Origin of the sequence: Rhizobium sp. 3T7 (genome assembly GCF_020166565.1) — a bacterium.
Taxonomy (GTDB): domain Bacteria; phylum Pseudomonadota; class Alphaproteobacteria; order Rhizobiales; family Rhizobiaceae; genus Rhizobium.
In genome coordinates this window covers 63,905-84,831 of sequence record NZ_JAIQXS010000014.1, presented here as the reverse complement: position 1 = coordinate 84,831, position 20,927 = coordinate 63,905, and the positions used below count along the sequence as shown (strand labels likewise).

Annotated in this window: 21 protein-coding genes and 1 riboswitch; of the genes, 4 read left to right on the top strand and 17 right to left on the bottom strand. The window is 60.7% G+C overall.

Translation table 11 applies throughout. The features are described 5' to 3' along the window. Positions 1–108: 108 nt before the first annotated feature. The 6 genes from K9B32_RS19385 to K9B32_RS19360 all read right to left on the bottom strand — a co-directional run bounded on the left by K9B32_RS19385 (position 109) and on the right by K9B32_RS19360 (position 5,726). A complete protein-coding gene (locus K9B32_RS19385; protein ID WP_224565106.1) occupies positions 109–1,161 on the bottom strand; it encodes an alpha/beta fold hydrolase in 1,053 nt (350 codons plus the stop codon). A 173-nt stretch (positions 1,162–1,334) separates the two neighbouring features. Beyond that, positions 1,335–1,967, bottom strand: coding sequence for a maleylacetoacetate isomerase (gene maiA / locus K9B32_RS19380; RefSeq protein ID WP_224565104.1), 633 nt, complete (start codon positions 1,965–1,967; stop codon positions 1,335–1,337). Positions 1,968–1,978: 11 nt separating this feature from the next. Beyond that, on the bottom strand, positions 1,979–2,161 hold the full coding sequence (locus tag K9B32_RS19375) for a hypothetical protein (protein ID WP_224565102.1): 183 nt from the start codon (positions 2,159–2,161) through the stop codon (positions 1,979–1,981). 232 nt (positions 2,162–2,393) lie between these two features. Further along, positions 2,394–3,134, bottom strand: a complete 741-nt coding sequence (gene msrA / locus K9B32_RS19370) for a peptide-methionine (S)-S-oxide reductase MsrA (protein ID WP_224565100.1) — start codon at positions 3,132–3,134, stop codon at positions 2,394–2,396. A 13-nt stretch (positions 3,135–3,147) separates the two neighbouring features. Beyond that, on the bottom strand, positions 3,148–4,914 hold the full coding sequence (locus K9B32_RS19365; RefSeq protein WP_224565099.1) for a cytochrome c biogenesis protein DipZ: 1,767 nt from the start codon (positions 4,912–4,914) through the stop codon (positions 3,148–3,150). A gap of 134 nt (positions 4,915–5,048) precedes the next feature. Further along, complete coding sequence (locus K9B32_RS19360) at positions 5,049–5,726, bottom strand: type 1 glutamine amidotransferase domain-containing protein (protein ID WP_224565097.1); 678 nt, start codon at positions 5,724–5,726, stop codon at positions 5,049–5,051. Positions 5,727–5,957: 231 nt separating this feature from the next. On the opposite strand from K9B32_RS19360, the gene K9B32_RS19355 reads away from it, so the two are divergent. The 3 genes from K9B32_RS19355 (at position 5,958) to K9B32_RS19345 (ending at position 8,114) form a co-directional block, all read left to right on the top strand. Further along, complete coding sequence (locus K9B32_RS19355; protein ID WP_224565095.1) at positions 5,958–6,890, top strand: LysR family transcriptional regulator; 933 nt, start codon at positions 5,958–5,960, stop codon at positions 6,888–6,890. A gap of 139 nt (positions 6,891–7,029) precedes the next feature. Continuing rightward, positions 7,030–7,743, top strand: coding sequence for an SDR family NAD(P)-dependent oxidoreductase (locus K9B32_RS19350; RefSeq protein WP_224565094.1), 714 nt, complete (start codon positions 7,030–7,032; stop codon positions 7,741–7,743). 131 nt (positions 7,744–7,874) lie between these two features. Continuing rightward, complete coding sequence (locus K9B32_RS19345; RefSeq protein WP_224565093.1) at positions 7,875–8,114, top strand: tautomerase family protein; 240 nt, start codon at positions 7,875–7,877, stop codon at positions 8,112–8,114. A gap of 103 nt (positions 8,115–8,217) precedes the next feature. On the opposite strand, the gene fabI is transcribed toward K9B32_RS19345, so the two are convergent. From fabI to K9B32_RS19290, 11 genes are all read right to left on the bottom strand, one after another. Continuing rightward, positions 8,218–9,000 (bottom strand): enoyl-ACP reductase FabI, encoded by a 783-nt coding sequence (gene fabI / locus K9B32_RS19340; RefSeq protein WP_224565092.1) that lies wholly within the window; start codon positions 8,998–9,000, stop codon positions 8,218–8,220. Positions 9,001–9,047: 47 nt separating this feature from the next. Continuing rightward, positions 9,048–10,220, bottom strand: a complete 1,173-nt coding sequence (locus K9B32_RS19335; RefSeq protein ID WP_224565091.1) for an acetate/propionate family kinase — start codon at positions 10,218–10,220, stop codon at positions 9,048–9,050. Between the two features lie 4 nt (positions 10,221–10,224). Further along, positions 10,225–11,193, bottom strand: a complete 969-nt coding sequence (locus K9B32_RS19330) for a phosphate acetyltransferase (RefSeq protein ID WP_224565090.1) — start codon at positions 11,191–11,193, stop codon at positions 10,225–10,227. Positions 11,194–11,251: 58 nt separating this feature from the next. Further along, positions 11,252–13,501: a DUF3141 domain-containing protein gene (locus K9B32_RS19325; RefSeq protein WP_224565089.1), complete on the bottom strand. Its 2,250-nt coding sequence runs from the start codon at positions 13,499–13,501 to the stop codon at positions 11,252–11,254. 313 nt (positions 13,502–13,814) lie between these two features. Next, the gene (locus tag K9B32_RS19320) at positions 13,815–14,579 is read right to left on the bottom strand and encodes an ABC transporter ATP-binding protein (protein WP_224565088.1); all 765 of its coding nucleotides are present in this window, start codon (positions 14,577–14,579) and stop codon (positions 13,815–13,817) included. Then, positions 14,576–15,616, bottom strand: coding sequence for a FecCD family ABC transporter permease (locus K9B32_RS19315; protein WP_224565087.1), 1,041 nt, complete (start codon positions 15,614–15,616; stop codon positions 14,576–14,578). The genes K9B32_RS19320 and K9B32_RS19315 overlap by 4 nt, the downstream gene beginning before the upstream one ends. Continuing rightward, positions 15,613–16,626, bottom strand: a complete 1,014-nt coding sequence (locus K9B32_RS19310) for an ABC transporter substrate-binding protein (RefSeq protein ID WP_224565085.1) — start codon at positions 16,624–16,626, stop codon at positions 15,613–15,615. Before K9B32_RS19310 ends, K9B32_RS19315 begins: the two co-directional genes overlap by 4 nt. A gap of 178 nt (positions 16,627–16,804) precedes the next feature. Continuing rightward, positions 16,805–17,034, bottom strand: a riboswitch (cobalamin riboswitch). Between the two features lie 21 nt (positions 17,035–17,055). Further along, positions 17,056–17,403, bottom strand: coding sequence for a hypothetical protein (locus K9B32_RS19305; protein WP_224565083.1), 348 nt, complete (start codon positions 17,401–17,403; stop codon positions 17,056–17,058). Between the two features lie 224 nt (positions 17,404–17,627). Continuing rightward, entirely contained in the window at positions 17,628–18,110 is a 483-nt protein-coding gene (gene msrB / locus K9B32_RS19300) for a peptide-methionine (R)-S-oxide reductase MsrB (protein WP_224565081.1), read from the bottom strand. A gap of 100 nt (positions 18,111–18,210) precedes the next feature. Continuing rightward, positions 18,211–19,500, bottom strand: a complete 1,290-nt coding sequence (locus K9B32_RS19295) for an epoxide hydrolase family protein (protein WP_224565079.1) — start codon at positions 19,498–19,500, stop codon at positions 18,211–18,213. 128 nt (positions 19,501–19,628) lie between these two features. Further along, positions 19,629–20,024 (bottom strand): organic hydroperoxide resistance protein, encoded by a 396-nt coding sequence (locus K9B32_RS19290; protein WP_132593015.1) that lies wholly within the window; start codon positions 20,022–20,024, stop codon positions 19,629–19,631. 150 nt (positions 20,025–20,174) lie between these two features. Here K9B32_RS19290 and K9B32_RS19285 point away from each other — a divergent pair, with 150 nt between their 5' ends. After that, positions 20,175–20,681, top strand: coding sequence for a MarR family winged helix-turn-helix transcriptional regulator (locus K9B32_RS19285; RefSeq protein ID WP_224565077.1), 507 nt, complete (start codon positions 20,175–20,177; stop codon positions 20,679–20,681). Positions 20,682–20,927 lie beyond the last annotated feature (246 nt).

Sequence of the window (20,927 nt, the reverse complement as noted above, 5' to 3'; positions counted from 1 at the left end):
GGCCGACAGCTGCGGTTGGTAGGATTTGCCACGAACACCGCAGAATTCAAACCAAAGTGAAATCGGAGGACGTCGCGGTCAGCCGCTGCGCTATCGCCGGGAAAACGATTAGAAGCGATCGACGTCAACCACGGCTTGGGCAAAGGCTTGCGGCGCCTCTTGTGGCAGGTTGTGACCGATACCGCCGGTGATCAGCCGGTGTTCGTACTTTCCCGAGAACTTCTTGGCATACGCCTCCGGCTGCGGATGAGGCGCACCATTGGCATCGCCTTCCAGCGTGATAGCAGGCACGCCAATGACCGGGAACTTGGCCAGCCGCGCTTCGAACTCGTCATACTTCCGCTCGCCCTTGGCCGCGCTGATGCGCCAACGGTAGTTGTGGATGGTGATGTCGACGTGATCGGGATTTTGGAGGGCGGCGGCGCTGCGGTTGAACGTCGCGTCGTCGAAATTCCACTTCGGTGACGCAAGCTGCCAGATGAGCTTGGCGAACTCGCTCCGGTATTGCTGATAGCCTTCGCGACCGCGTTCGGTGGCAAAGTAGAACTGATACCACCAGGCAAGCTCCGCCTTCGGCGGCAGCGGCGCCTTGTTGGCCTCCTGGCTGCCGATAAGATAACCGCTGACGGAAACCAGCGCCTTGCAACGCTCCGGCCAAAGAGCCGCAATGATGTCGGCCGTCCGGGCTCCCCAATCACAACCAGCGATCAGCGCCTTCTCGATCTTCAGCGCATCCATGAGTGCGACGATATCAGAAGCAATTGCAGACTGCTGACCGTTGCGCATCGTCTTCTCGGAGAGGAATCGCGTCGTGCCGTAGCCACGCAGATAGGGCACTATGACGCGATAGCCGGCCGCTGCAAGCAGCGGTGCGACGTCAACATAGGTGTGGATGTCGTAGGGCCAGCCATGCAGGAGAATGACCGGAGGCGCGTCGCTCGCTCCAAGTTCGGCATAACCGACGTTGAGCAGACCTGCATCGATCTGCTTGATCGTGCCGAAGGATGTGTTGGTGCCTGGCGCGATGGTGGGAATGCGGACGGCAGCCGGCGTCGCCGCTTGTGCAACGCTCGTCCCGATGACGCCCAGTTGCGCGGCAGCGACAGTCAGGGCCGTCACGCCCATGAACCGCCGCCGTTGTTGATTGATTTCCTCAGCCATCGATGTTCTCCAGATTGCGTTAAAGACATTCGTAAAAGCCGGTACGCGTGTATATCCAATGTGTGCCCGATGGCGGGAATTGAATGCCGGTGTGGGGATCAGGTCGAGAGATACATTGGTATACATTCGGTCATAACTGAGCGACCTGAGGTGAATGTTCAGCTCAAGGACGCTCAGGTTCGGGGGGCCGGGCCATTGTCGGCAAAGGCGGGAATCTCCCGAAGTCTGGCCATAACCGCTGCGATGCGAGGCCACTGGTCGAGCGAAAGGCCGATCCGTTCGGCATTCACCGCCTGCGGGAAAAGACAAATGTCGGCCAGCGACGGCGCATCGCCGGCGGCATATCGACCTGTCCGTCGCCGTGCGAGCAATTCATCGACTGCCGACAGTCCGACGCGGATCCAGTGGCGACTCCAGTCAGCGATGCCCTCGGTTTTGAGGCCTATACTCCCGAGGTGCGCAGTCACCCGGGGCGGAAGAAGCGGATGGATATCCGCGGCGACCGCCAAGGCGACTGTCCGCGCAAAGGCGCGATCTTCAAGCTTTCCGGGCAGGAGTGGAGGTTCGCGGTAGCGCTCATCGAGATATTCGATGATGGCGAGAGACTGCGTCAGGAGCACGCCTTCATCCGTCAGCAAAGCCGGGACAAGCCCCTGTGGGTTGACCTGCAGATATTCGGGCTTCCGATTGATGGCATCCGCACCGAGGATACCGATTGTCTCACGCTCGACGTCGAGCCCTTTCAGAGCCAGCGCGATCCTGACACGGGATGCTGCCGACGAAATCTTGTCTTCGAAGAGTTTCATCGTGGATCTCCTCAGTAATTCGCGCGTTGTTGCAGTGCTTTATCGGCCGACGTCGTCACGAAGGCAGCATCGGCTGGAGGCGACAATAGGGAGAAGAGTGCCGCGATCGGGGGTGGTTCACCCGGAGCGGCATCCCAGGCGCAAGGCACGGCGGCCAACGCAAGCATGGCAAAAGTGGTGACTAGAATGCGCATTGCTTTCTCCTCAATTGCTTGGTCCGTTTAAGCCAATCCCGGCAAGCTCTGATTTTTCCGGGGAGCGGATTGAATGCAGCCTGATGGCTGCGCGTATCCCGAATGTGTTCTGACACGGTGAGAACTGTATCGCTGTGTAGGCGCGGACTGGTTCGACCGACCCCCGATCCCGCATTGTATTGACCCTCCATATGCCGCAGGCAACACCCCCGCGGCATTGCTGTGGCAAAAGTCAGCCTGCCTGCTCTGCAACGAGAACTGGACGCTCCCGGTACTGCACCGGGAAAAGCCGCTTCAGTGCTTCGATCTTCGGTTGCTCGTAGATGTAGACATAGGGCTGGCTGGGATTGTTGTAGACGTAGTCCTGGTGATAGGCCTCGGCGCGATAGAACGTCTTCCCGATTTCGATTGAAGTCGCAATCGGGCGACCAAACGCGCCTTCCTTGCCTAGTTGCGCAATGTAGTCGGAAGCGACCTTTGCCTGTTCGTCGCTCAGCGGAAAGATCGCCGAGCGGTATTGTTTCCCGACGTCGGACCCTTGCTGATCCACCTGCGTCGGGTCGTGAACCACGGAGAAGAAGATCTGCAGCAACTGACCGTAGGTGATCTGCTTCGGATTGAAGACGATCTCCACCGCCTCCGCATGATCGGTCTGCCCGGTCTCGGTTATCTCGTAGGTCGCAGTCGCGGCACTCCCGCCGGCATACCCTGCCGTGGCGCTCACAACGCCGGCAACATGCTGAAACGCCCCTTGCACGCCCCAGAAGCAGCCGCCGGCAAGCACCAGCGATTGCGTTCCGGATGTCGCAGCTACGTCATGCAGGGCCGGGGGAACGAGCCTGGCCTTTTCAGGCGCCGATCCGCCAGTCAATTTCAGTGCAAGGCCGCCGCCACCGATCACCGCCAGGGCCACAAGACCGAGGCGCGCGATGCGACCGAGCGGCGACAAACGGGTTTTCTCTCGATTTTTCATGATCCTGTCCCTTTCATCCGAAGGTAAAGACGAATGCTTCGACACCGGGATCGAGGAATCGGATCTCGAAGGTCCGTTCCCGCACGTGTTTCGACTGGCGCACCAGTTGGTAGAGGCGCGTTTCTGAAACGGTACCGTTGCCTTCGGCGTCAATATCAGAGCCGTGGTCTACCCCCGGCGCTGCGCCATCCACCGTCACCTGGAAGCGGACTTTCTTGCCGCCCGTTCCAGGCCCAAGGACGAGATGGAGATCCCGTGCACTAAACCGGTAGGTGATGCCTCCGCCGACCTGCTCAAGCGAGGCCTGCTCGCCCCCTACTGTCCACTTGCCCGATAGACCCCATTCATTGAGGCTTGGTTTTCCCACCGTGTAATCACGTGCAACGTCTGCTCCGACCCCTTCCGGCGAGATGAAGTTCGCAGCTCGGAGATAACCGATATAGGATTCGCCGGACTGCAGCCGCGCAAGGTCGGGCGCCGCTTCGGCACCTGTGGCGTTCAGCACGACAGTAGCGGTGTCGACCTTTTTGCTGCCTGCGGCGTCCGCCAGCAGATCCTCGATCACCCGTTCGGATTGTTCGTAGTCTCCCTCGCCGAACTGCGTGTGCCGAATCTGGCCTTTCGCATCGATGAAATAGTGAGCCGGCCAGTAGTTGTTGCCGAATGCCCGCCAGATCTTGAAGTTGTTGTCGATCGCGACGGGATAGCCGATCTGGAACTTGTCGATCGCCTGACGGACATTGTCGATCCGCTTCTCGAAGGCAAATTCGGGGGAATGGACGCCGATCACGACAAGGCCCTGGTCCCGGTACTTCTGCGCCCATGCCCGAAGGTAAGGGATCGTTCGAATGCAGTTGATGCAGGAGTAGGTCCAGAAATCGACCAGAACAACCTTGCCGCGCAATTCTTCAGCCGTGAGTGGCTTCGAATTCAACCATTCCACAGCACCGTCAAGCGACTGGAAGCGGCCCAGCACCGGCAAGTCGCTCTGGTATCCCTTGCGCGCATCACTCGCAGCGAGTGCCATCGCATTGCCTGCCGGCTTCCCAACAGTACCGCCAGCGCCGCGCAGCCTGTCCAGCAGCGACTGCTCGATGCCGGTGCTGCTGGCATAGGAGAGACGCGCCAGCAGTCCGGTATCGAGCCCGAGCGCGATGGCCGTGACGCCGGCCAGTACGGCAACGCCAAGGCCCTGCCGCAGACGCTCGCCGACGCCGAGCGATCGCTTCATCGCGGCAAACACCTTCTCCCCGGCAAGAACAGCCATTGCGAGCGAGGTAGCGGCACCTGCGGCGTAAGCCGTCAGCAGGAGCGTGGTCTGCACGTTTGCCCCTTGCAGGGCGGCACCGGTGAGGACCAGTCCGAGGATCGGGCCGGCGCAGGGCGCCCAAAGAAGACCGGTCGCGACGCCGAGAAGGAAGGAGGTGCCGACACTCCCCTTCTTCCCGCTCGCTTGCTGCGACAAGCGGCTGCCCAGCGCCACGGCTGGCCGCGTTACCACCGCCGCGATACGCGGCGAAAGCAGCGTCACGCCGAAGCCGGCAATCAATGCAATGGCAACGTATCGGCCGATTTCGTTCGCATGCACTGCCCAGCTTCCCCCGACTGCGGCAAGCGTTGCCACGCCCGCGAAGGTCACGATCATGCCGATCAGCATCGGCAGGATGCTTCTTGTGAACGGCTGACCTGCTCGTGACAGCACGAAGGGCAGGACCGGAAGGATGCAGGGGCTGACGATGGTCAGCACCCCTGCTAGATAGGCGATCAGGAATAGGATCATTGTCATCCCCTGCAGTTAACCAATGCTCGCGCACTGGTCGTTGATGGTGACTGCAGGGGATCAGTCCGAAGTATCCCGGATGTGTCGCGTTCCGCCGGATTTGTATCAGAATGCAAACGACGCCAACCAAGGGTTCAAGCGTCCAAGAGCTTCAGCAGTTTCTTGGCAGCCGAGCCTGATGAAGCCGGGTTCTGCCCCGTGATCAGCCGTCCGTCGACAATCGTAAAATCGATCCAATCGCCGGCTTTCTCGTAGTGCCCGCCTAAACGCTTCAACTCATCCTCGACGAGAAAGGGCACGACCTCGGTGAGATGGACAGCCTCTTCCTCGCTGTTCGCAAAGCCGGTGACGCGCTTGCCCTTGACGAGGGGCTGCCCCTGGTAGGTTACCCTTCTTAGGACCCCGGGGGCGTGACAGACCAAGGCGATCGGCTTACTCGCATTGTAGAAATTTTCGATCAGGGCAATCGAGTGCTGGTCGTTGACGAGATCCCACATTGGGCCGTGGCCACCGGGATAGAAGACCGTGGCGAAACCATCCGCTTTAACCTCGCTTAGCCGTACGGTGTTTGCAAGCTCCTTTTGAGCTGCCGGATCGCCCTTGAAGCGTGCCATCGCCTCCGTCTGGTTGGCTGGCTCGTCGCTCTTCGGATCGATCGGCGGCTGCCCTCCTTTCGGCGACGCCAAGGTGATCTCGGCACCCGCATCCTTGAACACATAGTAGGGTGCAGCAAACTCCTCGAGCCAGAAGCCCGTCGGCTTGCCGGTATTCCCGAGCTGATCATGCGATGTCAAAACCATCAGGATCTTCATCGTCAGTCTCCCTTTGTTGAGCGAACGCAAGACGCGGCTTGGCCGGTTATCCTCGCACCCGCGAGCACTTCGCGCCCCAGGCTCTCGTCATCGAACCTTGAACAGCTGCCGGCTTACCCAACAGATAGAGCGGTAGCGCAACCTGTCTTGCTTCACCTCTCCGTATTTACTTCCTGCCGATTTCGGGTGAATACTTGCCGCCGGACAATCACTATTCCGCGAGGCGGCAGAATGGATCGCATCGACGCAATGAAGGTGTTTGTGACGGCGATTGATGAGGGCAGTCTCGCCGGAGCAGCCCGCAATCTCAAACGATCGCCGACGGCAGTCAGTCGCGCCCTGAGCTTCCTGGAGGCACATGTCGGTGTCGAACTGCTACACCGGACGACCCGGACGCTGAAGCTGAGCGAGGCGGGTCAACGCTATGCGGCTGCCTGTCGGCGCGTGCTGGTGGATCTTGAGGAAGCCGACATGCTGGCGGGCGGCGAGCGGGCGGCCCCGCGCGGAACGCTGACAATTTCGGCGCCGCCGATCCTTGGCGAAGAGGTGCTGCGCCCCATACTGGACGACTTCCTTGACCTTCACCCGACGGTCTCCGTGCGGTTTCTCATGCTGGATCGGTTCGTCAACCTGGTCGATGAAGGCGTCGACCTTGCCGTGCGTATCGGCCACCTGTCGGACTCCTCGCATGTCTCCACCCGTCTCGGTGGCGACGTGCGACGCGTCGTGGTCGCCTCTCCTCGTTATCTTGCCAGCCATCCGCGCATCGACGAACCCGGAGACCTGGCAAAGCACCAGATCATCGCGTTCAGTAACTTCGGCCTGGATTCCTGGAGCTTCACGCCGGCGAAGGGCTCCTCCATCCCGCGCACGGTTCACTTCACGCCGCGGTGCATCGTCAACAGCGTTCGCGCCGCCGCCGCATCCGCTGCTGCGGGCGGCGGCCTGACAAGGCTCTACTCCTACCATGTCGCATCTTATGTGCGTGACGAACGGTTGAAGATCGTGCTCGCCGACGCCGAGCACCCGCCGCTGCCGGTGCACCTACTCGCGCCGCAGGGCCGTATGTCGGTGCCGAAGGTCCGCGCCTTCGTGGATTTCGCAACTCCTCGCCTGCGCTCCGAATTCGCGCGCATGGCAGCAGCGGCAGGCACTTTCGTCTGATTATGCCGAAATATGGTTTATTGTCGCCCAATCAGCGGCAATTCTCCCAAATGTCGAATGGATCTAAATCAATTGCACCAACGCCGAGGGCGTAGGGCGGCCCCAACGTAGCGGCCGCGACAATTGAAAGGATCACATCATGAGCACGCAACAGAAGGTCGCCATTATAACAGGCGCATCGCAAGGCATCGGCGCAGAATTGGTGCGGGCCTACCGCGACCGGAACTATCGCGTCGTCGCCACCTCCCGGTCGATCGAGCCCGGTTCGGACACCGGCGTCCTGGCCGTCCCCGGCGATATCAGCAAGCCCGAGACTGCCGAGCGCGTCGGCCGCGAGGCGCTTGAGCGCTTCGGCCGTATCGACACACTGGTGAACAATGCCGGCGTTTTCCTCGCTAAGCCGTTCACCGAGTTCACCCAGGAAGACTACGACCACAACATGAGCGTCAATGTCGCCGGCTTCTTTCACATCACGCAGCGCGCAATCGCTGAAATGCTGAAACAGGGCTCGGGCCACATCGTCACGATCACCACCAGCCTGGTCAATCAGCCGATCGCCGGTGTACCCGCTGCCCTCGCCTCCTTGACCAAGGGCGGCTTGAACGCGGTCACCAAGGAGCTGGCCATCGAGTACGCAAAGACCGGCGTTCGCGTCAACGCAGTCTCGCCAGGCGTGATTAAGACGCCGATGCATCCGCAGGAAACGCATGCAGCGCTTTCGACCCTGCATCCGGTCGGTCGAATGGGCGAAATTCGCGATGTCGTCGATGCCGTCCTTTACCTCGAGGCGGCAAGCTTCGTCACAGGCGAAATTCTCCATGTCGATGGCGGTCAGAACGCTGGCCGCTGGTAGGGCGCGCGACACCGGTTCGGCCTAGCGCCGGCCGGCAACGGATATGCCCATGTCGAAACATTGGAACCCGAAATAAGCGCCCTGCTCGCCGCATAGCGTCATTTCAATCGAACCCGAGAAAGGAGACTGCAATGCCTATCGTCAATGTACAGGTTACCCGCGAGGGAAGCACACCCGACCGCAATTCGGTAACGGCCGAGGAAAAGGCCGCTATCATCAAGGGCGTCAGCCAGGTGCTGCTCGATGTGCTCAACAAACCGCTTGAATCAACCTATGTCGTCATCGAGGAGGTCGATCTCGACAATTGGGGCTGGGGCGGCCTGCCGACCGTGCAATACCGCAAACAGCGCGCCGCGGCAGCAAAATCCTGAAGCTGTCGATGCCTGCGCCCGGACCCGTTGCTCACATTGCGAGCGACGCGTCCGGGCGTTTTGTGCCTCGACAGCACTTCGAAGAGCGCCAGCCCGCGTCGCTTTAGTCTATGATGTGATAACCGCCATCGATGTAGATCGTATCGCCAGTAATCAATCGCGCCGCATCATGGGCAAGGAAGGCGGTTGCCATGCCGACATCGTCGATCGAGACGAGGCTGCGAGTCGGTGCCGTTTCCTGCGCCTTGTTCAGGAGCTCATCGAATTCCGGGATGCCGGACGCCGCCCGTGTCGCCAGCGGGCCAGGCGAGATGGCATGAACGCGAATGCCCTTTGGTCCAAGTTCGGCGGCGATGTAGCGAACCGCGCTTTCCAGCGCCGCCTTGGCCACCCCCATGACATTGTAATTCTTCACCACCATCTGGCTGCCGTAGTAGGTCATGGTAAACAGGGTGCCGCCGCGCTTCATCAGGGGTTCTGCGAGATGCGCCATGCGGATAAACGACCAGCAAGAGATGTCCATCGTCTTCAGGAACCCGTCGCGCGGTACATCGACCACACGTCCTTGCAGCGTATCCTTCGGCGAGAAGGCGATCGAATGCACGACGAAATCGAGTGCGCCCCATTGCTCGGTGATGTGGTCGAACACGGCCTCCAACTGTCCAGGCACCGCGACGTCGAGCGGCATGACGATCGGTGCTTCCAGTGCCTCAGCTAGCGGCTCAACATAGGGCTTAGCCTTGTCGTTGAGATAGGTGACAGCCAGCTCCGCGCCCAAGGCCCGGAATGCCCTGGCACAACCCCAGGCGATCGACTGGTCATTGGCGATGCCGACCACCAGCCCGCGCTTTCCTTCGAGAAGCTTGGCCTTGACCTCGGGAATCATATTAGCCCTCTCTTCAGCATCAAAACTCTCTGTATCGCGCAATCTCTCTACGCAGCGATAAGCGCGACCGTATGTCGTGCGATCATCAGCTCCTCGTCGGTCGGCACGACATAGATGGCGACCTTGCTGTCGTCGCTCGAGACGAGCAGGTCGCCGGCGTCGTTTCGCTCGGGGTCAAGCGACGCTCCGAGCCAGCCCAGCTTTTTGGCAATCCGTGCCCGCATGACGGCCGAATTTTCGCCTACGCCCGCCGTGAACACGAAGGCGTCCAGTCCACCGAGGGCGGCAGCAAGCGCACCCGCATTCAGGCCGATGCGGTGAACGAAATGATCAAGGGCGAGCGTTGCGCCCGCCTCGCCGCTGGCAAGCAGGTCGCGCACGTCGTTGCTAATGCCGGAAAGCCCCTTCAGGCCGGACTCCTTGTAGAGAAGGTCCTGCAGTTGCGGTGCCGTCATGCCATATTGCTGGAGGAGGTAGAGAAGCACGCCAGGATCGATCTGTCCGCATCGCGTGCCCATCGGGAGACCATCGAGAGCGGTAAATCCGAGGGTGCTCTCGATGCTTAACCCTTGATACAGCGCGCACATCGATGCGCCGCTCCCGAGATGCGCCACGATAACCCGTCCCCTGCCGACAGCGGGTGCGATCTCGGCCAGTCTTCCACCCACATATTCGTAGGACAGCCCGTGAAAGCCGTAGCGCCGGACACCCTCATCAAAATAACGCGCCGGAATGGCATAGTGGTCCGTCATGGGGTCATGGCCGCGATGAAAGGCCGTGTCGAAGCACGCGACCTGCGCAAGTTGCGGCTGGCGTTCCTGCAGGACACGGATCGGCGCGAGATTGTTGGGCTGATGCAACGGCGCCAGCGGCGTGTACCGTTCCAGTTCACGCAGCAAATCGTCATCGACACGTGCCGGACGCGAATGGTTCGGTCCGCCATGAACGACGCGATGACCGACGGCAATCAGCCGGCCCTGCTGGCGCTGCCGCAACCATTCCCCCACCAGGCGCATCGCCGCCGGCAGGTCGGGAACGGCTTCGGGTGGATAGTTTTCGTTCGCCAGTCGCTCTCCGTCACTGCTCTTGATGGAAAGGTGCGGCGTCGTTCCGATCCCCTCCATCTGTCCCTTGACCAGCCGCGCCAATGAGTTCGCGACCGAAAACACCTCGAACTTCAGGCTGGACGAACCGGCATTCACGACCAGGATGGTGTCCATGGCATCAGCCGCCTTGTATCGGTGCCGTGCGACGGCGCGCATCGGCGAGCAAGACCGCGACAGCGCAGGAGGCAAGGCGCGCCCGCACCGAATCGGCCCGCGATGTCAGAATGATCGGCACGCGCGCACCCAGCACGATGCCTGCTGCGTCCGCTCTTGCCAGAAAGGTCAGGTTCTTCGCCAGCATGTTGCCGGCCTCGAGATTGGGAACGACGAGGATCTGGGCGCGTCCCGCAACCGGCGACTTGATGCCCTTTATCCGGGCCGCTTCCGGATCGATTGCGTTGTCGAAGGCAAGCGGCCCGTCGAGAATGCCACCCGTGATCTGCTCGCGCTCGGCCATCTTGCAGAGGGCGGCTGCGTCAATGGTCGAGGGTATCTTCGACGTGACGGTCTCGACAGCCGAAAGGATTGCCACCCGGGGCACGCCAAGGCCGACCTGTGTGAACAAATCGATCGCGTTCTGGATGATATCCCGCTTGGCATCGAGATCCGGCGCAATGTTGATTGCGGCATCGGTGATAAAAAGCGTTTCCGAATAGTTCGGCACATCCATCACAAAGACATGGCTGATCCGGCGCGCCGTCCGCAGCCCCGTGGCGGATGAGGTGACGGCCCGCATGAGCTCATCCGTGTGCAGGCTTCCCTTCATCAGGAGATCGGCACCGCCTTCCCGGATGATCTCCACCGACTTCGCCGCCGCTGCATCGCTATGTGGTGTGTCGACCAGTTCGAATGGCGAAATATCAAGGTCGTGCGACTTGGCGACCGCGCGCACCTTTTCTCTCGGCCCGACAAGGATCGGACGCATCACCCCAACCTCGGCCGCCTCGACTGCTCCACGCAGCGACGTCTCATCGCAGGGATGGGCGACAACCGTCCGCATCTGTGGGACCTGTTTTGCCTTTGCGATCAGCCGTTCATACTTTTCATGACGCCCGGCTTCTTCCCCGATGTTGTCCAAATCCGGCATCTGCACGTGCTCCGTGTTGAAGGACGAGTAAAAGTTTTCGACCGTAGGCAACTCTCGTTCAGTTTGCGCGCCTGACCGCCTTGAGCGGCGTGGGCTTCCTCGGTGGCGATACGGGTCCGGCAAGCGGCTCTCCGGAGAGATCGAAGAGCCCGATGACCCTCCGCCAGCGCCGCTCGGCTTCTTCCGAAAGCGGCCCACGCGCATTCAAGACCTGCTGGAGAGACGACAAGGCTTCTCGGCGAACATCTTCTTCCGCCGGCAACAGGCGGGGTATTGCATTGACGGCAGCCTCCTCATCGATCACCAGCATGAGGAACTGATCGCGGATCAACGCCTTGAACTCCGCCAGCGTCATTGCCGGCATTCCGTCCTCGGCGTCGCGCATCCGACGGATCGCGGCAAATCCACGCTCATCGGCTGCGCCGCTCGCCATGGCGACGTAAAGCAGGCTACGCGCCAGGCCTTCGCGAAGCCCACCATTGCCGATTTGCGCCTTGAGTTCCTCGACCTTCGTCTCAAGGACCTGACGATGAAGTCCGGTCTTGCTCGCGCGCCGATGCGGCTTTGCGTCGGACGGATCGATACCAACGGCCGCCTGCAAAAGCGCAGAGCCATAGACAGAGAGGAACGTCGCCTCGCCTAGGGCCTCCATTCCTTCGCGCCACGCATCCAGTCCCGCAACAATCTGCCGAGAGAATGCCTGTTCCAACGCCAGGAAGGGATTGTCCGCAGCAACGGGGCGCCGCACGTCCTCAACATCGACGGCAAGGTCTGCAATCGGTGCCATCAGGGGATTGATGTCAGAAAACAGCTCGTACTGCAGCCGGAGCGGATGCGCTTCGCGCAAGTGACTGGCCGCCCATTCGGGCACCATCGCGCGGACAACAGGCTGGAGGAACCTGCGATAAAGCGAGAGGTTGATATCCGACACCTTTGCGACAGTTGCAAAGCGGCGGTCGTCCTCGGCACTATTGCAGCCCAGTACTTTGATGTCATCGAGCGTCCTTGCCTCGCAGCGCATAATCCAATCGCCCTCGACGAGATCCCCGCCGATGGTCTCATCGGTCCTTGCCTCGAAGATTGCCTCATAGAGGCCTGGCGGCAACGCATCGATCAGGTCGATGTTGCTGGAGAGCTCTCCATGCTCCTTGCGGGCAACGCTCGCGGACACGAAGATCCCGAGATGGCCAACGGTTTCGTGAACGGTGTAGACGATCGTCTGCCCATGCGACCGTATCTCGTTCACGTCATCATAGAGGTCCAGGATCCACCCGAGCGCCTGTGCGGGGGGCGTGATGTTGTCTCCCTTGGAGCAGAAGACCACGATCGGCGCACGAATATTGCGAAGATCGATTGCCTCACCATTGGATGCCTCGATGCGGCCTGCCGCGAGATTGTTGCCAACGAAGAGCTCGTCGACGATGAACTGGATCTCGTCGGCGTTCAGGCTGACGTGCCCGCCCCACCACTCCTCGAAGCCGAGATAGCGCGGCGCCTCAGTGTCGATCTTCGAGTAGAGATTATACTGCTTGGTCCAGAGCGTGTTGGCAGGGTTCTGGTTCTCGAAATTCTGAACCAACCAGGCGCCGTCGAACTGTCCGTGGCCAAGGTCGCTCGTCAACGCGGTGAGCCAGGTGCCGCCCAGCAACCCGCCCGTATAACGCATCGGGAACTTGCCGCGCTCACCGGCCCAATAGGAAAGCGGCGCACCGGCAATGATAATCGATCCGAAGAGTTCCGGGCGCATGGCGGCGAGCATCATGACGGCCCAGCCCGCCTGGCAATTTCCGATCACACAGGGCTTGGCGTCCGCCTGCGGCTGCAGCGCAATGACTTTCTCCAGAAAGACCGCTTCCGCCAGAGCAATGTCTTCGATCGTCTGTCCCGGCACCGGCTGCGGAAGGAAGCCGATGAAATAGCATGGGTGCCCGGCTCTCAGCGCGACGCCGATTTCGCTGTCCGCCTTGAACCCGCCGATGCCCGGTCCGTGCCCGGCTCTCGGATCGACGACAACGAAAGCTCGGCGTGTCTGGTCAACCTCTATTCCATCAGGCGGGACGATCCGGACCAGCGCGTAGTTGACGGGCCGCTCGAACGTACGCCCGTCGAGCACCATTTCGGGTGTGAAGCTTAGCACATGCGGCGCCGTCGCTTCGGCATTAGCCCTATATTGGTTGCCGCGTTTGCGCATGACATCCCAGAACAACACGCTGCGCTGGGCAGCATCCAAGGCATAGTCGAAAGCAAGACCGGCTGGGCCAAACTGAGCGGCAAAACTGGTCGTCGGAAGATAGGAAGAGTACCGCATGCCAAAGCTCCCGCATCCACCCTCTCAGCGAGGGATCAAAGTCCTATGCCCGGGATAGTATTCTCGGTCCACGTCCGCTCTGTGAATGGACAGCTCGCGCCGTAAGACACATGTTTTGTTAGCAGACGCAGCATAAGCGCATTCGGTGGAGCACCCAACGTATTTTACGGTAGCATACGCCGTTCCTTGACAGCGCCACGGATGGTCGGTGCCGGTTCTTGGTGAGGTATTTGTCGATGAGCAACAGGCCCGAAGGGCACCGTACCTCGGGCGTTCGTTCAGCCCGCCATGCTTGGGCCCAACAGCAGCATCGTCAGGCGATAATGTATTGAATGTTGCACCGCCCATGGATCAAGGACGTCTCGACATGCGCCTGCACGCCGAACACGTCGCCGATCAGATCCCGCGTCAGCACGTGCTGCGGCGTCCCCGTCGCAACGATTTTACCCCGCTGGAGCACAGCCAGCTGATCGCAGAACATGGCGGCCAGATTGAGATCGTGCAGCGCGACGATGCAGGTGACGCCGAGCCTGGAAATCAGGCCCAGGATCTCGAGCTGATGCTGGATGTCCAGGTGGTTTGTAGGCTCATCAAGGAGTAGTTCGGTCGGGCTCTGCGCAAGGGCACGCGCGATATGGACACGCTGCCGCTCGCCGCCGGAGAGCGTCTGCCAAAGTTGCCTCGCTCGGCCTTCCATGCCGACGCGCGAGAGCGCCTCATCCACGGCAGCATCATCCTTTGCACCCAAGGGCGACAGGAGACTGCGATGAGGCGTGCGCCCGAGGCGCACAACATCCTTTGCGGTCAACTGCGTCTCGGTTGTCGCCTGCTGCTCGACGAAAGCAACACGGCGCGCGAGATCGCTCCGCGCCATAGTCGAAACGTCGCTCTCGCCCAAACGAACAATGCCGCTGCGCACCTTCCGCAACCGGCAGATCAGCCGCAACAGACTCGACTTGCCGGATCCGTTGGGCCCGAGCAGCCCGAGAACCGTTCCTGCCTGCACCGTCAGGCTGACGCCGTTGAGGATCAGCGAGTTGCCTGCTGTAAAGCTCACATTGTCGAGGCTGATGCTCATGCCGTCCTCCGAGCGCGATAAAGGATGACCGCAAAGGCAGGCGCGCCGAACAAGGCCGTGACGACCCCGATTGGCAAGACTTGTTGCGGGATGATGATCCGCGAGATGATATCGGCGCCGACCATGAAGATCGCGCCGCCGAGCACGGTCGCCGGAAGCAGGCGATCATGCGTGGGCCCGACGAGGAACCTCGCGGCATGCGGGATGACCAGTCCGACAAAACCGATTGCGCCAACCATGCTGACCACGGTTGCTGTCATCAGCGCCGTTGTTCCAAGAAGCACCACCTGCACACGCCTGACCGCAATACCCAACGATGCCGCCGCGTCCGTTCCGAAGACGAAGGCATCCAGCGCCCGCACATGGAACAGCGAAACGATGAAGCCGAGCACCGTCACCGGCACGGCCAGATAGACGTCAGGCCAGCGGACACCGCTCAGCGAGCCAAGCAACCAGAACATGACGCCCCTCGCCTGCTCGGCATTTGCCGAGGTCGTGACGATATAGGAGGTGGCCGCATTGAAGAGCTGCGATCCGGCGACGCCGCAAAGAATGATGCGCTCGCTAGTGCCTCCGGCGCCTGCCGCAAGAAAGGCAACGAGCAGGAAGGCGATCACGGCGCCGATAAAGGCGCCGCTGGACAGGCTGAGAACACCATAGCCGAAGCCGAGCAGCATCACGCCAACAGCGCCGGTCGAGGCTCCTGCGGAAACGCCGAGCACGTAGGGTTCGGCCAACGGGTTGCGCAGCAACGCCTGCAGAACCGCGCCGCTGAGCGCGAGCGACGCCCCGGCACTTGCGGCCACCAAGGCTCGGCTCAATCTATAGTCCCAGATGATGCCTTGATGGATGCGGCTAAGCTCGAAAGTCGTACCGAGGAGGCGGTTCGACACCGCTTTCGCGGTCGTCGCCAACGGGATCGATATCTCCCCGATCGAAACGGCGAGACCAATCATTAGAGCAAGCAGGGAGAATGCAGCAACGGCGAGCGCACCATGCGCCCACCGTACCGACTGCCTGAGAATGGCGCCGCTCACTGCGCCAGACCGAAGGAACTGATGCCCTTCGCCAGTATCTCGATCCCGTCGATCGTCCGAATCGTCGGGTTCATCGATTGGGCATCCATCATGACGAAGCGCTTATTCCTGACGGCATCGAGTTGGCTCGTGACCGGGTCCTTTGCCAGAAAGTTGAGCTTTACCGTGGGGTCATCCGCCCCATAGCGGCGCCGGTCCATCGTGGCTACGACGATAACAGCTGGATTGGCCTCTGCAATCGTCTCCCAGCCGACGAGCGGCCACTCCTCGTCTGTCGCGACCACATTCTTCGCACCGAGCATCTTCAGGATATAGGCCGGGGCGCTGTTCTTTCCGGCGATGAATGCATCGCCGTTGATTTCCTTGCTGGAGAACCAGAAGACGACCGGGAGGTTCTTCGCAGCGGTACCGGCAACCGATGCGACAGCCCGCGCTTCGCGTTGCTGCAGTTCGGCGATGAGCGCATTGCCGCGGTCCGTGATGTCGAAGATTTCGGCCAGCTCAGCGATCTCCCGATAGATCAGGTTCATCGTGAACAGTTCCTTGCGAACGCCGTCGCCGCTGTCGGCATTGATCTTGGCGACGCAATCCGCCGGCGCGATGTAGGTATTGATGCCGAGTTCGGCGAATTGCTCCCGCTTGCCGATGGACCCTTGCTGACCGACGTGCCACTCAAACTCGGCGGCGACCAGATCCGGCTCCTGACCGACGACGGATTCAAAGCTCGGATCGTTGTCGGCAAGCCGTTTGATCCTCGCGTTGACTTCGGCATATTGCGGCAAAACCGGGCCGACCCAGACTGCCGTTCCGGCAATCCTGTCCGCCAGCCCGAGCGAGAAAAGAACTTCGGTCATGCCCTGACCGACCGATACGATTTTCGCCGGCGCCTTATTGAAGACGACCTCGCGGCCGCAATTGTTGATGGTCAATGGATACTGGGTGGCGGCAAGACTTGGCGCTGCCAAGCCAAAGCCGAAGGCAAGCGCAATGGCTGCAAGAAATCTACGCATAGGGAATCTCGATTAGGAGGAAAGGGGCCAGCGTCTATTGCCGGCGTAACCGCATGGAATGACGGCACGCCGAGTTAATGCTAGCGGCGGAAAACCCAATCGAGACGGATGTAGGCTCTATATCGGTGAAGGCTCAGGTCAATCATGGCTGTTCCTTTCCGGGCATCCCCGCCCGGGTGATTGGATCGTGATTGACGGCAGGTCTCCTGGCTCACGGATATATGCCTTCATCTGCCTTCCCGCGATTTGGTTCGCAGTGACATGGTCCTAATCGACCTCGGATGAGCGACAATCCGCCTACAGTTGCGGGGGCAGCCACGGTTTTGGTCCCTCTTGGGTCGTCCTCACCGTGTTCCCTATTAATCCCCTTAGAGTCGTCCTTGGGGAACCGTCGCGCTCAGTTACGCCGGCGAGCCGTGCGACGTCAAGTCATCGATTGGTTGGCGCTCGTGCGGGTTGGCTCTGCTGCATATCTTGAAACCCGACCTCAGGACATCCTCGGATGTTGGCAAAGGTGATCTCCCGACGATCGCCCCATTCGGTCAGTCCCCTCAGCGTCAGAACGTTCTCGTCACGATAGACAAGGTCGGTGCGGTAGATGCCAGCGCGGCGGGCCCGGTTCTGCGCCTGACTGACGTTGCAGGTGCCTTCCGATGGCGACACATGCCAGGTGCTCGTACCACTGCCGTTGGATTGCCAACCGCCTGACTGACAAAAGGCCGCTGCTGGTAGAAGGACCACGAAGATCCCCAAGGTCGTATGGAAGGCCGCTTTCATGATCCCCTGCCCCGGTTGCGCGCGAAGTGTTGAAGCGCCGAGTTGATGCGGCCAAAATAGACGGACCTGTGCATTGCGCAATCATCAACAGACTGGGCCGCACGCCAGTTGCGACAAATCGCAAGGAAGTCGCCCATCAGCGTTGATGATCGGTTAAAACTCGCCTGTGGGCCGGAGCATTCGCCGTCTCGACGCCGACGATTGCGCTCCGGCACGGCCAGCATCTATCGTGCTGGCTCTCCTTCTGGGCCACCGTGGCCAAGCTTGTCGGGAAGCGGCTGCCCTTTCGGGGTGAACTCGAGCGACCCAGAATTGATGCAGAAGCGCTCGCCTGTCGGCGGCGGGCCGTCGGGAAAGACGTGCCCCTGATGCGCGTCGCAACGCGCGCAAACGATTTCCGTTCTGAGCATGCCGTAGCGGGTATCACGAACGCGCCGCAGGTGATTGTCGGCTGCCGGGGCCGTGAAGCTCGGCCAGCCTGTACCGCTTTCGAATTTCGCAATGGCCTTGAACAGCGGAAGGCCGCAGAGCCGGCAGGTAAAGAACCCCTCGCGTCGCTCGTGGAGGAACACGCCACAGAATGGCGCCTCCTCACCATGCTCCAAAAGCAGATGGCGATCCTCCTCGCTGAGGTCCGCCACAAGCTGCTCCATCTGTTCCCGAGTGGGAGGGGTAAGATCGAACTGCAATTCGACGACGTCACGCATTCCTGGTTCTCCTTCGATCCCGGCGGTTTCCCGAGACCTTCTTCGCGCAGATTACCGTCACCAAAGAGACGGCGCCGCTGAAGCGCCGTCCTAACCGCCCCTACGCCGACCGCAGCGAGTGGAAGGCTGCTCTGAGCTCCGAAGCGAAGCCCTTCGGCTGCTCCCAGGCAGCAAAGTGCCCGCCCTTGTCGAGCTTGTTGTAGTGGATGAGCTTCGGATAGGCGCGTTCCGTCCAGCTGCGCGGAGCCGCATAGATCTCATCCGGAAAAATGCTAACAGCGACCGGAATGGTGACATTCTTGACGGCAAAGAACGCCAGCTTGTTTTCCCAGTAGAGCCGCGCCGACGAGACGGCCGTGTTCGTCAGCCAGTAGAGTGTAATGTTGTCCAGGATATCGTCCCGCGTCAGGCCTTCGGCCTTTCCATCGAAGACGCGTGCGATCATCTCGTAGCTGCGGATATCGTGGTCGATCATCCATGCTGCCAGACCGACCGGCGAGTCCGCGATCCCATAGAGCGTCTGCGGACGGTTCGCCATTTCGATCGCATAGCCAAGCCCGTGCTTGTAGAAATCGTCCAGTTGATCATAGGCATGCTGTTCTTCGGGCGAGAGGCCTTTCGGTGGCGTGCCGCCGGGTTGAAGCGCCGCGGCGATATCGGCTGGAACGGTCGCCGGCATGTTGACATGAATGCCGATCAATTCCGGAGGAGCGATCAGAGCCATCTGTTCGGTTACCGCATCGCCCCAATCGCCGCCCTGCGCCACGTATCTGGTGTAGCCAAGCCGCTTCATCAATTCGATCCAGGCGTGCGCAATGCGGATCGGGTCCCAGCCGGTCGTGGTTGGTTTACCGGAAAAGCCGTAACCGGGCATCGACGGGATAACCAGATCGAAGGCATCCGACGCCGTGCCGCCGTGCGCCCTCGGGTTCGTCAGCGGCTCGATGATCTTCAACTGCTCGATGACAGAGCCCGGCCATCCGTGTGTGACGATGAGCGGCAGCGCATCCTTGTGCTTCGAACGAACGTGAATGAAGTGGATGTCCACCCCATCGATCGTCGTCGTAAACTGCGGCAGAGCATTCAGCCGGGCTTCGACCTTGCGCCAATCATATTCGTTTGCCCAGTAGCGAGCGAGTTTCCGGGTCGTTGCATACTGTACACCTTGCGAACTGTCGGTCACCGTTTCCGGCTCCGGCCATCGGGTTGCGTTGATCCGCTGGCGCAGAGCGGCAAGCTGCTGATCAGAGGCCTTGAATCGGAAGGGGTGGATTGCATTGCCGTCGTCAGCCGCTCTAGCGAATGATACCGGCAGGAGACTGACGACGCCGGCAACCGCCGCGGAGCCAAGCAGGCTACGCCGTGTGATCGATGATACTGGAGCTGTCATGATATCCTCCTGTGCTTGAGGTTGCTCGGGATGCGGGCACGATTTCACCGAAGGCGGCGCGCATCCCGTTGCATGATGGTGTTGGCGATACCTTTGGATTGGTTCTCGCCGAGAGCGTTCTCATCCCTTCAAACGAGGTTGAGCGCCACGTCGATGTTGCCGCGCGTTGCCTTGGAATACGGGCAGATCTCATGCGCTGCGTGGATGAGTTCTTCGGCGACATCACGCTCAATGCCCGGCACGCTGACGTTCAGGCGTGCGCGGAGGAAGTAGGAACCACCGTCGGCGTTCAGATCGATTTCCGTGTCGATCTCGGGCTCAACGGGCAGCTTGATCTTTCTTTGCGCTGCAGCGACCTCAATGGCACCAATGAAGCAAGCCGACCATGCAGCGCCGAAGAGGCGTTCGGCGGCCGGGTGCGGCTGCGACAACTGAAGGTCAAGCTCGCCATCACTGCTGCGTGTGAAACCATTGCGACCGCCCTTGTTGTGGGTCTTGCCGGTAAAGAGGAGTTTCTCGGTCATGGTAGAATCCTTTCTGGGGTTTGTGCATCGTATCCGCTTTAATCGGATGCGAGCTAAATAGGCCGATGAAAATGCATTGTCAATACCATTGCGATTTAATCGGATGCGATTTATATAAAAAGCATGACGAACAACCAAATAGGATCTCCCATGTCCGCATCCAAAGCCGCCAAGAACCTGGAGACAGGGGCGCCCTCTTCCGGCGAGAGCGACAGCAAGAGCAACAAGCTCTCCAACTTTCTATGCTTCGCGGTCTACTCGGCAAATCTGGCCTTCGGCCGCGCATACAAGCCGATCCTGGACAAGCTGAACCTGACCTACACCCAGTACATCGCAATGGTCGCCCTCTCCGAAAAGGACGACCAGACCGTGGGAACGCTCGGCGAAAAGCTCTTCCTGGAATCAAACACGCTGACGCCGATGCTCAAGAAACTTGAGTCCCTGGGCTATATCCAACGCAAACGCGATCCCGCTGACGAGCGGCAGGTACGACTGAGCCTGACGCCGGCCGGACGCAATCTGGTTGAGGCGGTTCCCGGCGCGCCACTGGTGGAAGCCACCGGCCTCGGCGAGGACTTTCCGGTCGTGCAGAAATCCGTGGTACGGCTGCGCGACAACCTCCTAAAGGCAACGCAAGACGGGCCGGCGAAAGATTGATCATTCTCACTGCTATAAGCGTCGATATATGCGGCGCTCGCCTGGCACGCGGGACGAGAGCGTCGCGCATTTGGCGCGCTGGCAACAATCCGCGACCAACCGGCGGGCAGGATTGGTGGTGGCGGCAGAGCATAGATGGGCTATTCGGCTTCGTTCCCCATCTTCACCAAGCCGACCCCGAAGAGAAGCGCGCGCCGCGAAAAGACGTTGAACACTGCACAAGTTGGAGTGGCTGTCAGAAGACTT

Bases quoted from the DNA above. Each gene is read 5' to 3' on its own strand.
- K9B32_RS19305 (WP_224565083.1), bottom strand. From the start codon at position 17,403: ATGAAAGCGGCCTTCCATACGACCTTGGGGATCTTCGTGGTCCTTCTA.
- K9B32_RS19355 (WP_224565095.1), top strand. From the start codon at position 5,958: ATGGATCGCATCGACGCAATGAAGGTGTTTGTGACGGCGATTGATGAG.
- K9B32_RS19325 (WP_224565089.1), bottom strand. From the start codon at position 13,501: ATGCGGTACTCTTCCTATCTTCCGACGACCAGTTTTGCCGCTCAGTTT.
- K9B32_RS19330 (WP_224565090.1), bottom strand. From the start codon at position 11,193: ATGCCGGATTTGGACAACATCGGGGAAGAAGCCGGGCGTCATGAAAAG.
- msrB (WP_224565081.1), bottom strand. From the start codon at position 18,110: ATGCGTGACGTCGTCGAATTGCAGTTCGATCTTACCCCTCCCACTCGG.
- K9B32_RS19290 (WP_132593015.1), bottom strand. From the start codon at position 20,024: ATGACCGAGAAACTCCTCTTTACCGGCAAGACCCACAACAAGGGCGGT.
- K9B32_RS19385 (WP_224565106.1), bottom strand. From the start codon at position 1,161: ATGGCTGAGGAAATCAATCAACAACGGCGGCGGTTCATGGGCGTGACG.
- K9B32_RS19365 (WP_224565099.1), bottom strand. From the start codon at position 4,914: ATGATCCTATTCCTGATCGCCTATCTAGCAGGGGTGCTGACCATCGTC.
- K9B32_RS19350 (WP_224565094.1), top strand. From the start codon at position 7,030: ATGAGCACGCAACAGAAGGTCGCCATTATAACAGGCGCATCGCAAGGC.
- K9B32_RS19375 (WP_224565102.1), bottom strand. From the start codon at position 2,161: ATGCGCATTCTAGTCACCACTTTTGCCATGCTTGCGTTGGCCGCCGTG.
- K9B32_RS19320 (WP_224565088.1), bottom strand. From the start codon at position 14,579: ATGAGCATCAGCCTCGACAATGTGAGCTTTACAGCAGGCAACTCGCTG.
- K9B32_RS19360 (WP_224565097.1), bottom strand. From the start codon at position 5,726: ATGAAGATCCTGATGGTTTTGACATCGCATGATCAGCTCGGGAATACC.
- fabI (WP_224565092.1), bottom strand. From the start codon at position 9,000: ATGATTCCCGAGGTCAAGGCCAAGCTTCTCGAAGGAAAGCGCGGGCTG.
- K9B32_RS19345 (WP_224565093.1), top strand. From the start codon at position 7,875: ATGCCTATCGTCAATGTACAGGTTACCCGCGAGGGAAGCACACCCGAC.
- K9B32_RS19285 (WP_224565077.1), top strand. From the start codon at position 20,175: ATGTCCGCATCCAAAGCCGCCAAGAACCTGGAGACAGGGGCGCCCTCT.
- K9B32_RS19295 (WP_224565079.1), bottom strand. From the start codon at position 19,500: ATGACAGCTCCAGTATCATCGATCACACGGCGTAGCCTGCTTGGCTCC.
- maiA (WP_224565104.1), bottom strand. From the start codon at position 1,967: ATGAAACTCTTCGAAGACAAGATTTCGTCGGCAGCATCCCGTGTCAGG.
- msrA (WP_224565100.1), bottom strand. From the start codon at position 3,134: ATGAAAAATCGAGAGAAAACCCGTTTGTCGCCGCTCGGTCGCATCGCG.
- K9B32_RS19335 (WP_224565091.1), bottom strand. From the start codon at position 10,220: ATGGACACCATCCTGGTCGTGAATGCCGGTTCGTCCAGCCTGAAGTTC.
- K9B32_RS19310 (WP_224565085.1), bottom strand. From the start codon at position 16,626: ATGCGTAGATTTCTTGCAGCCATTGCGCTTGCCTTCGGCTTTGGCTTG.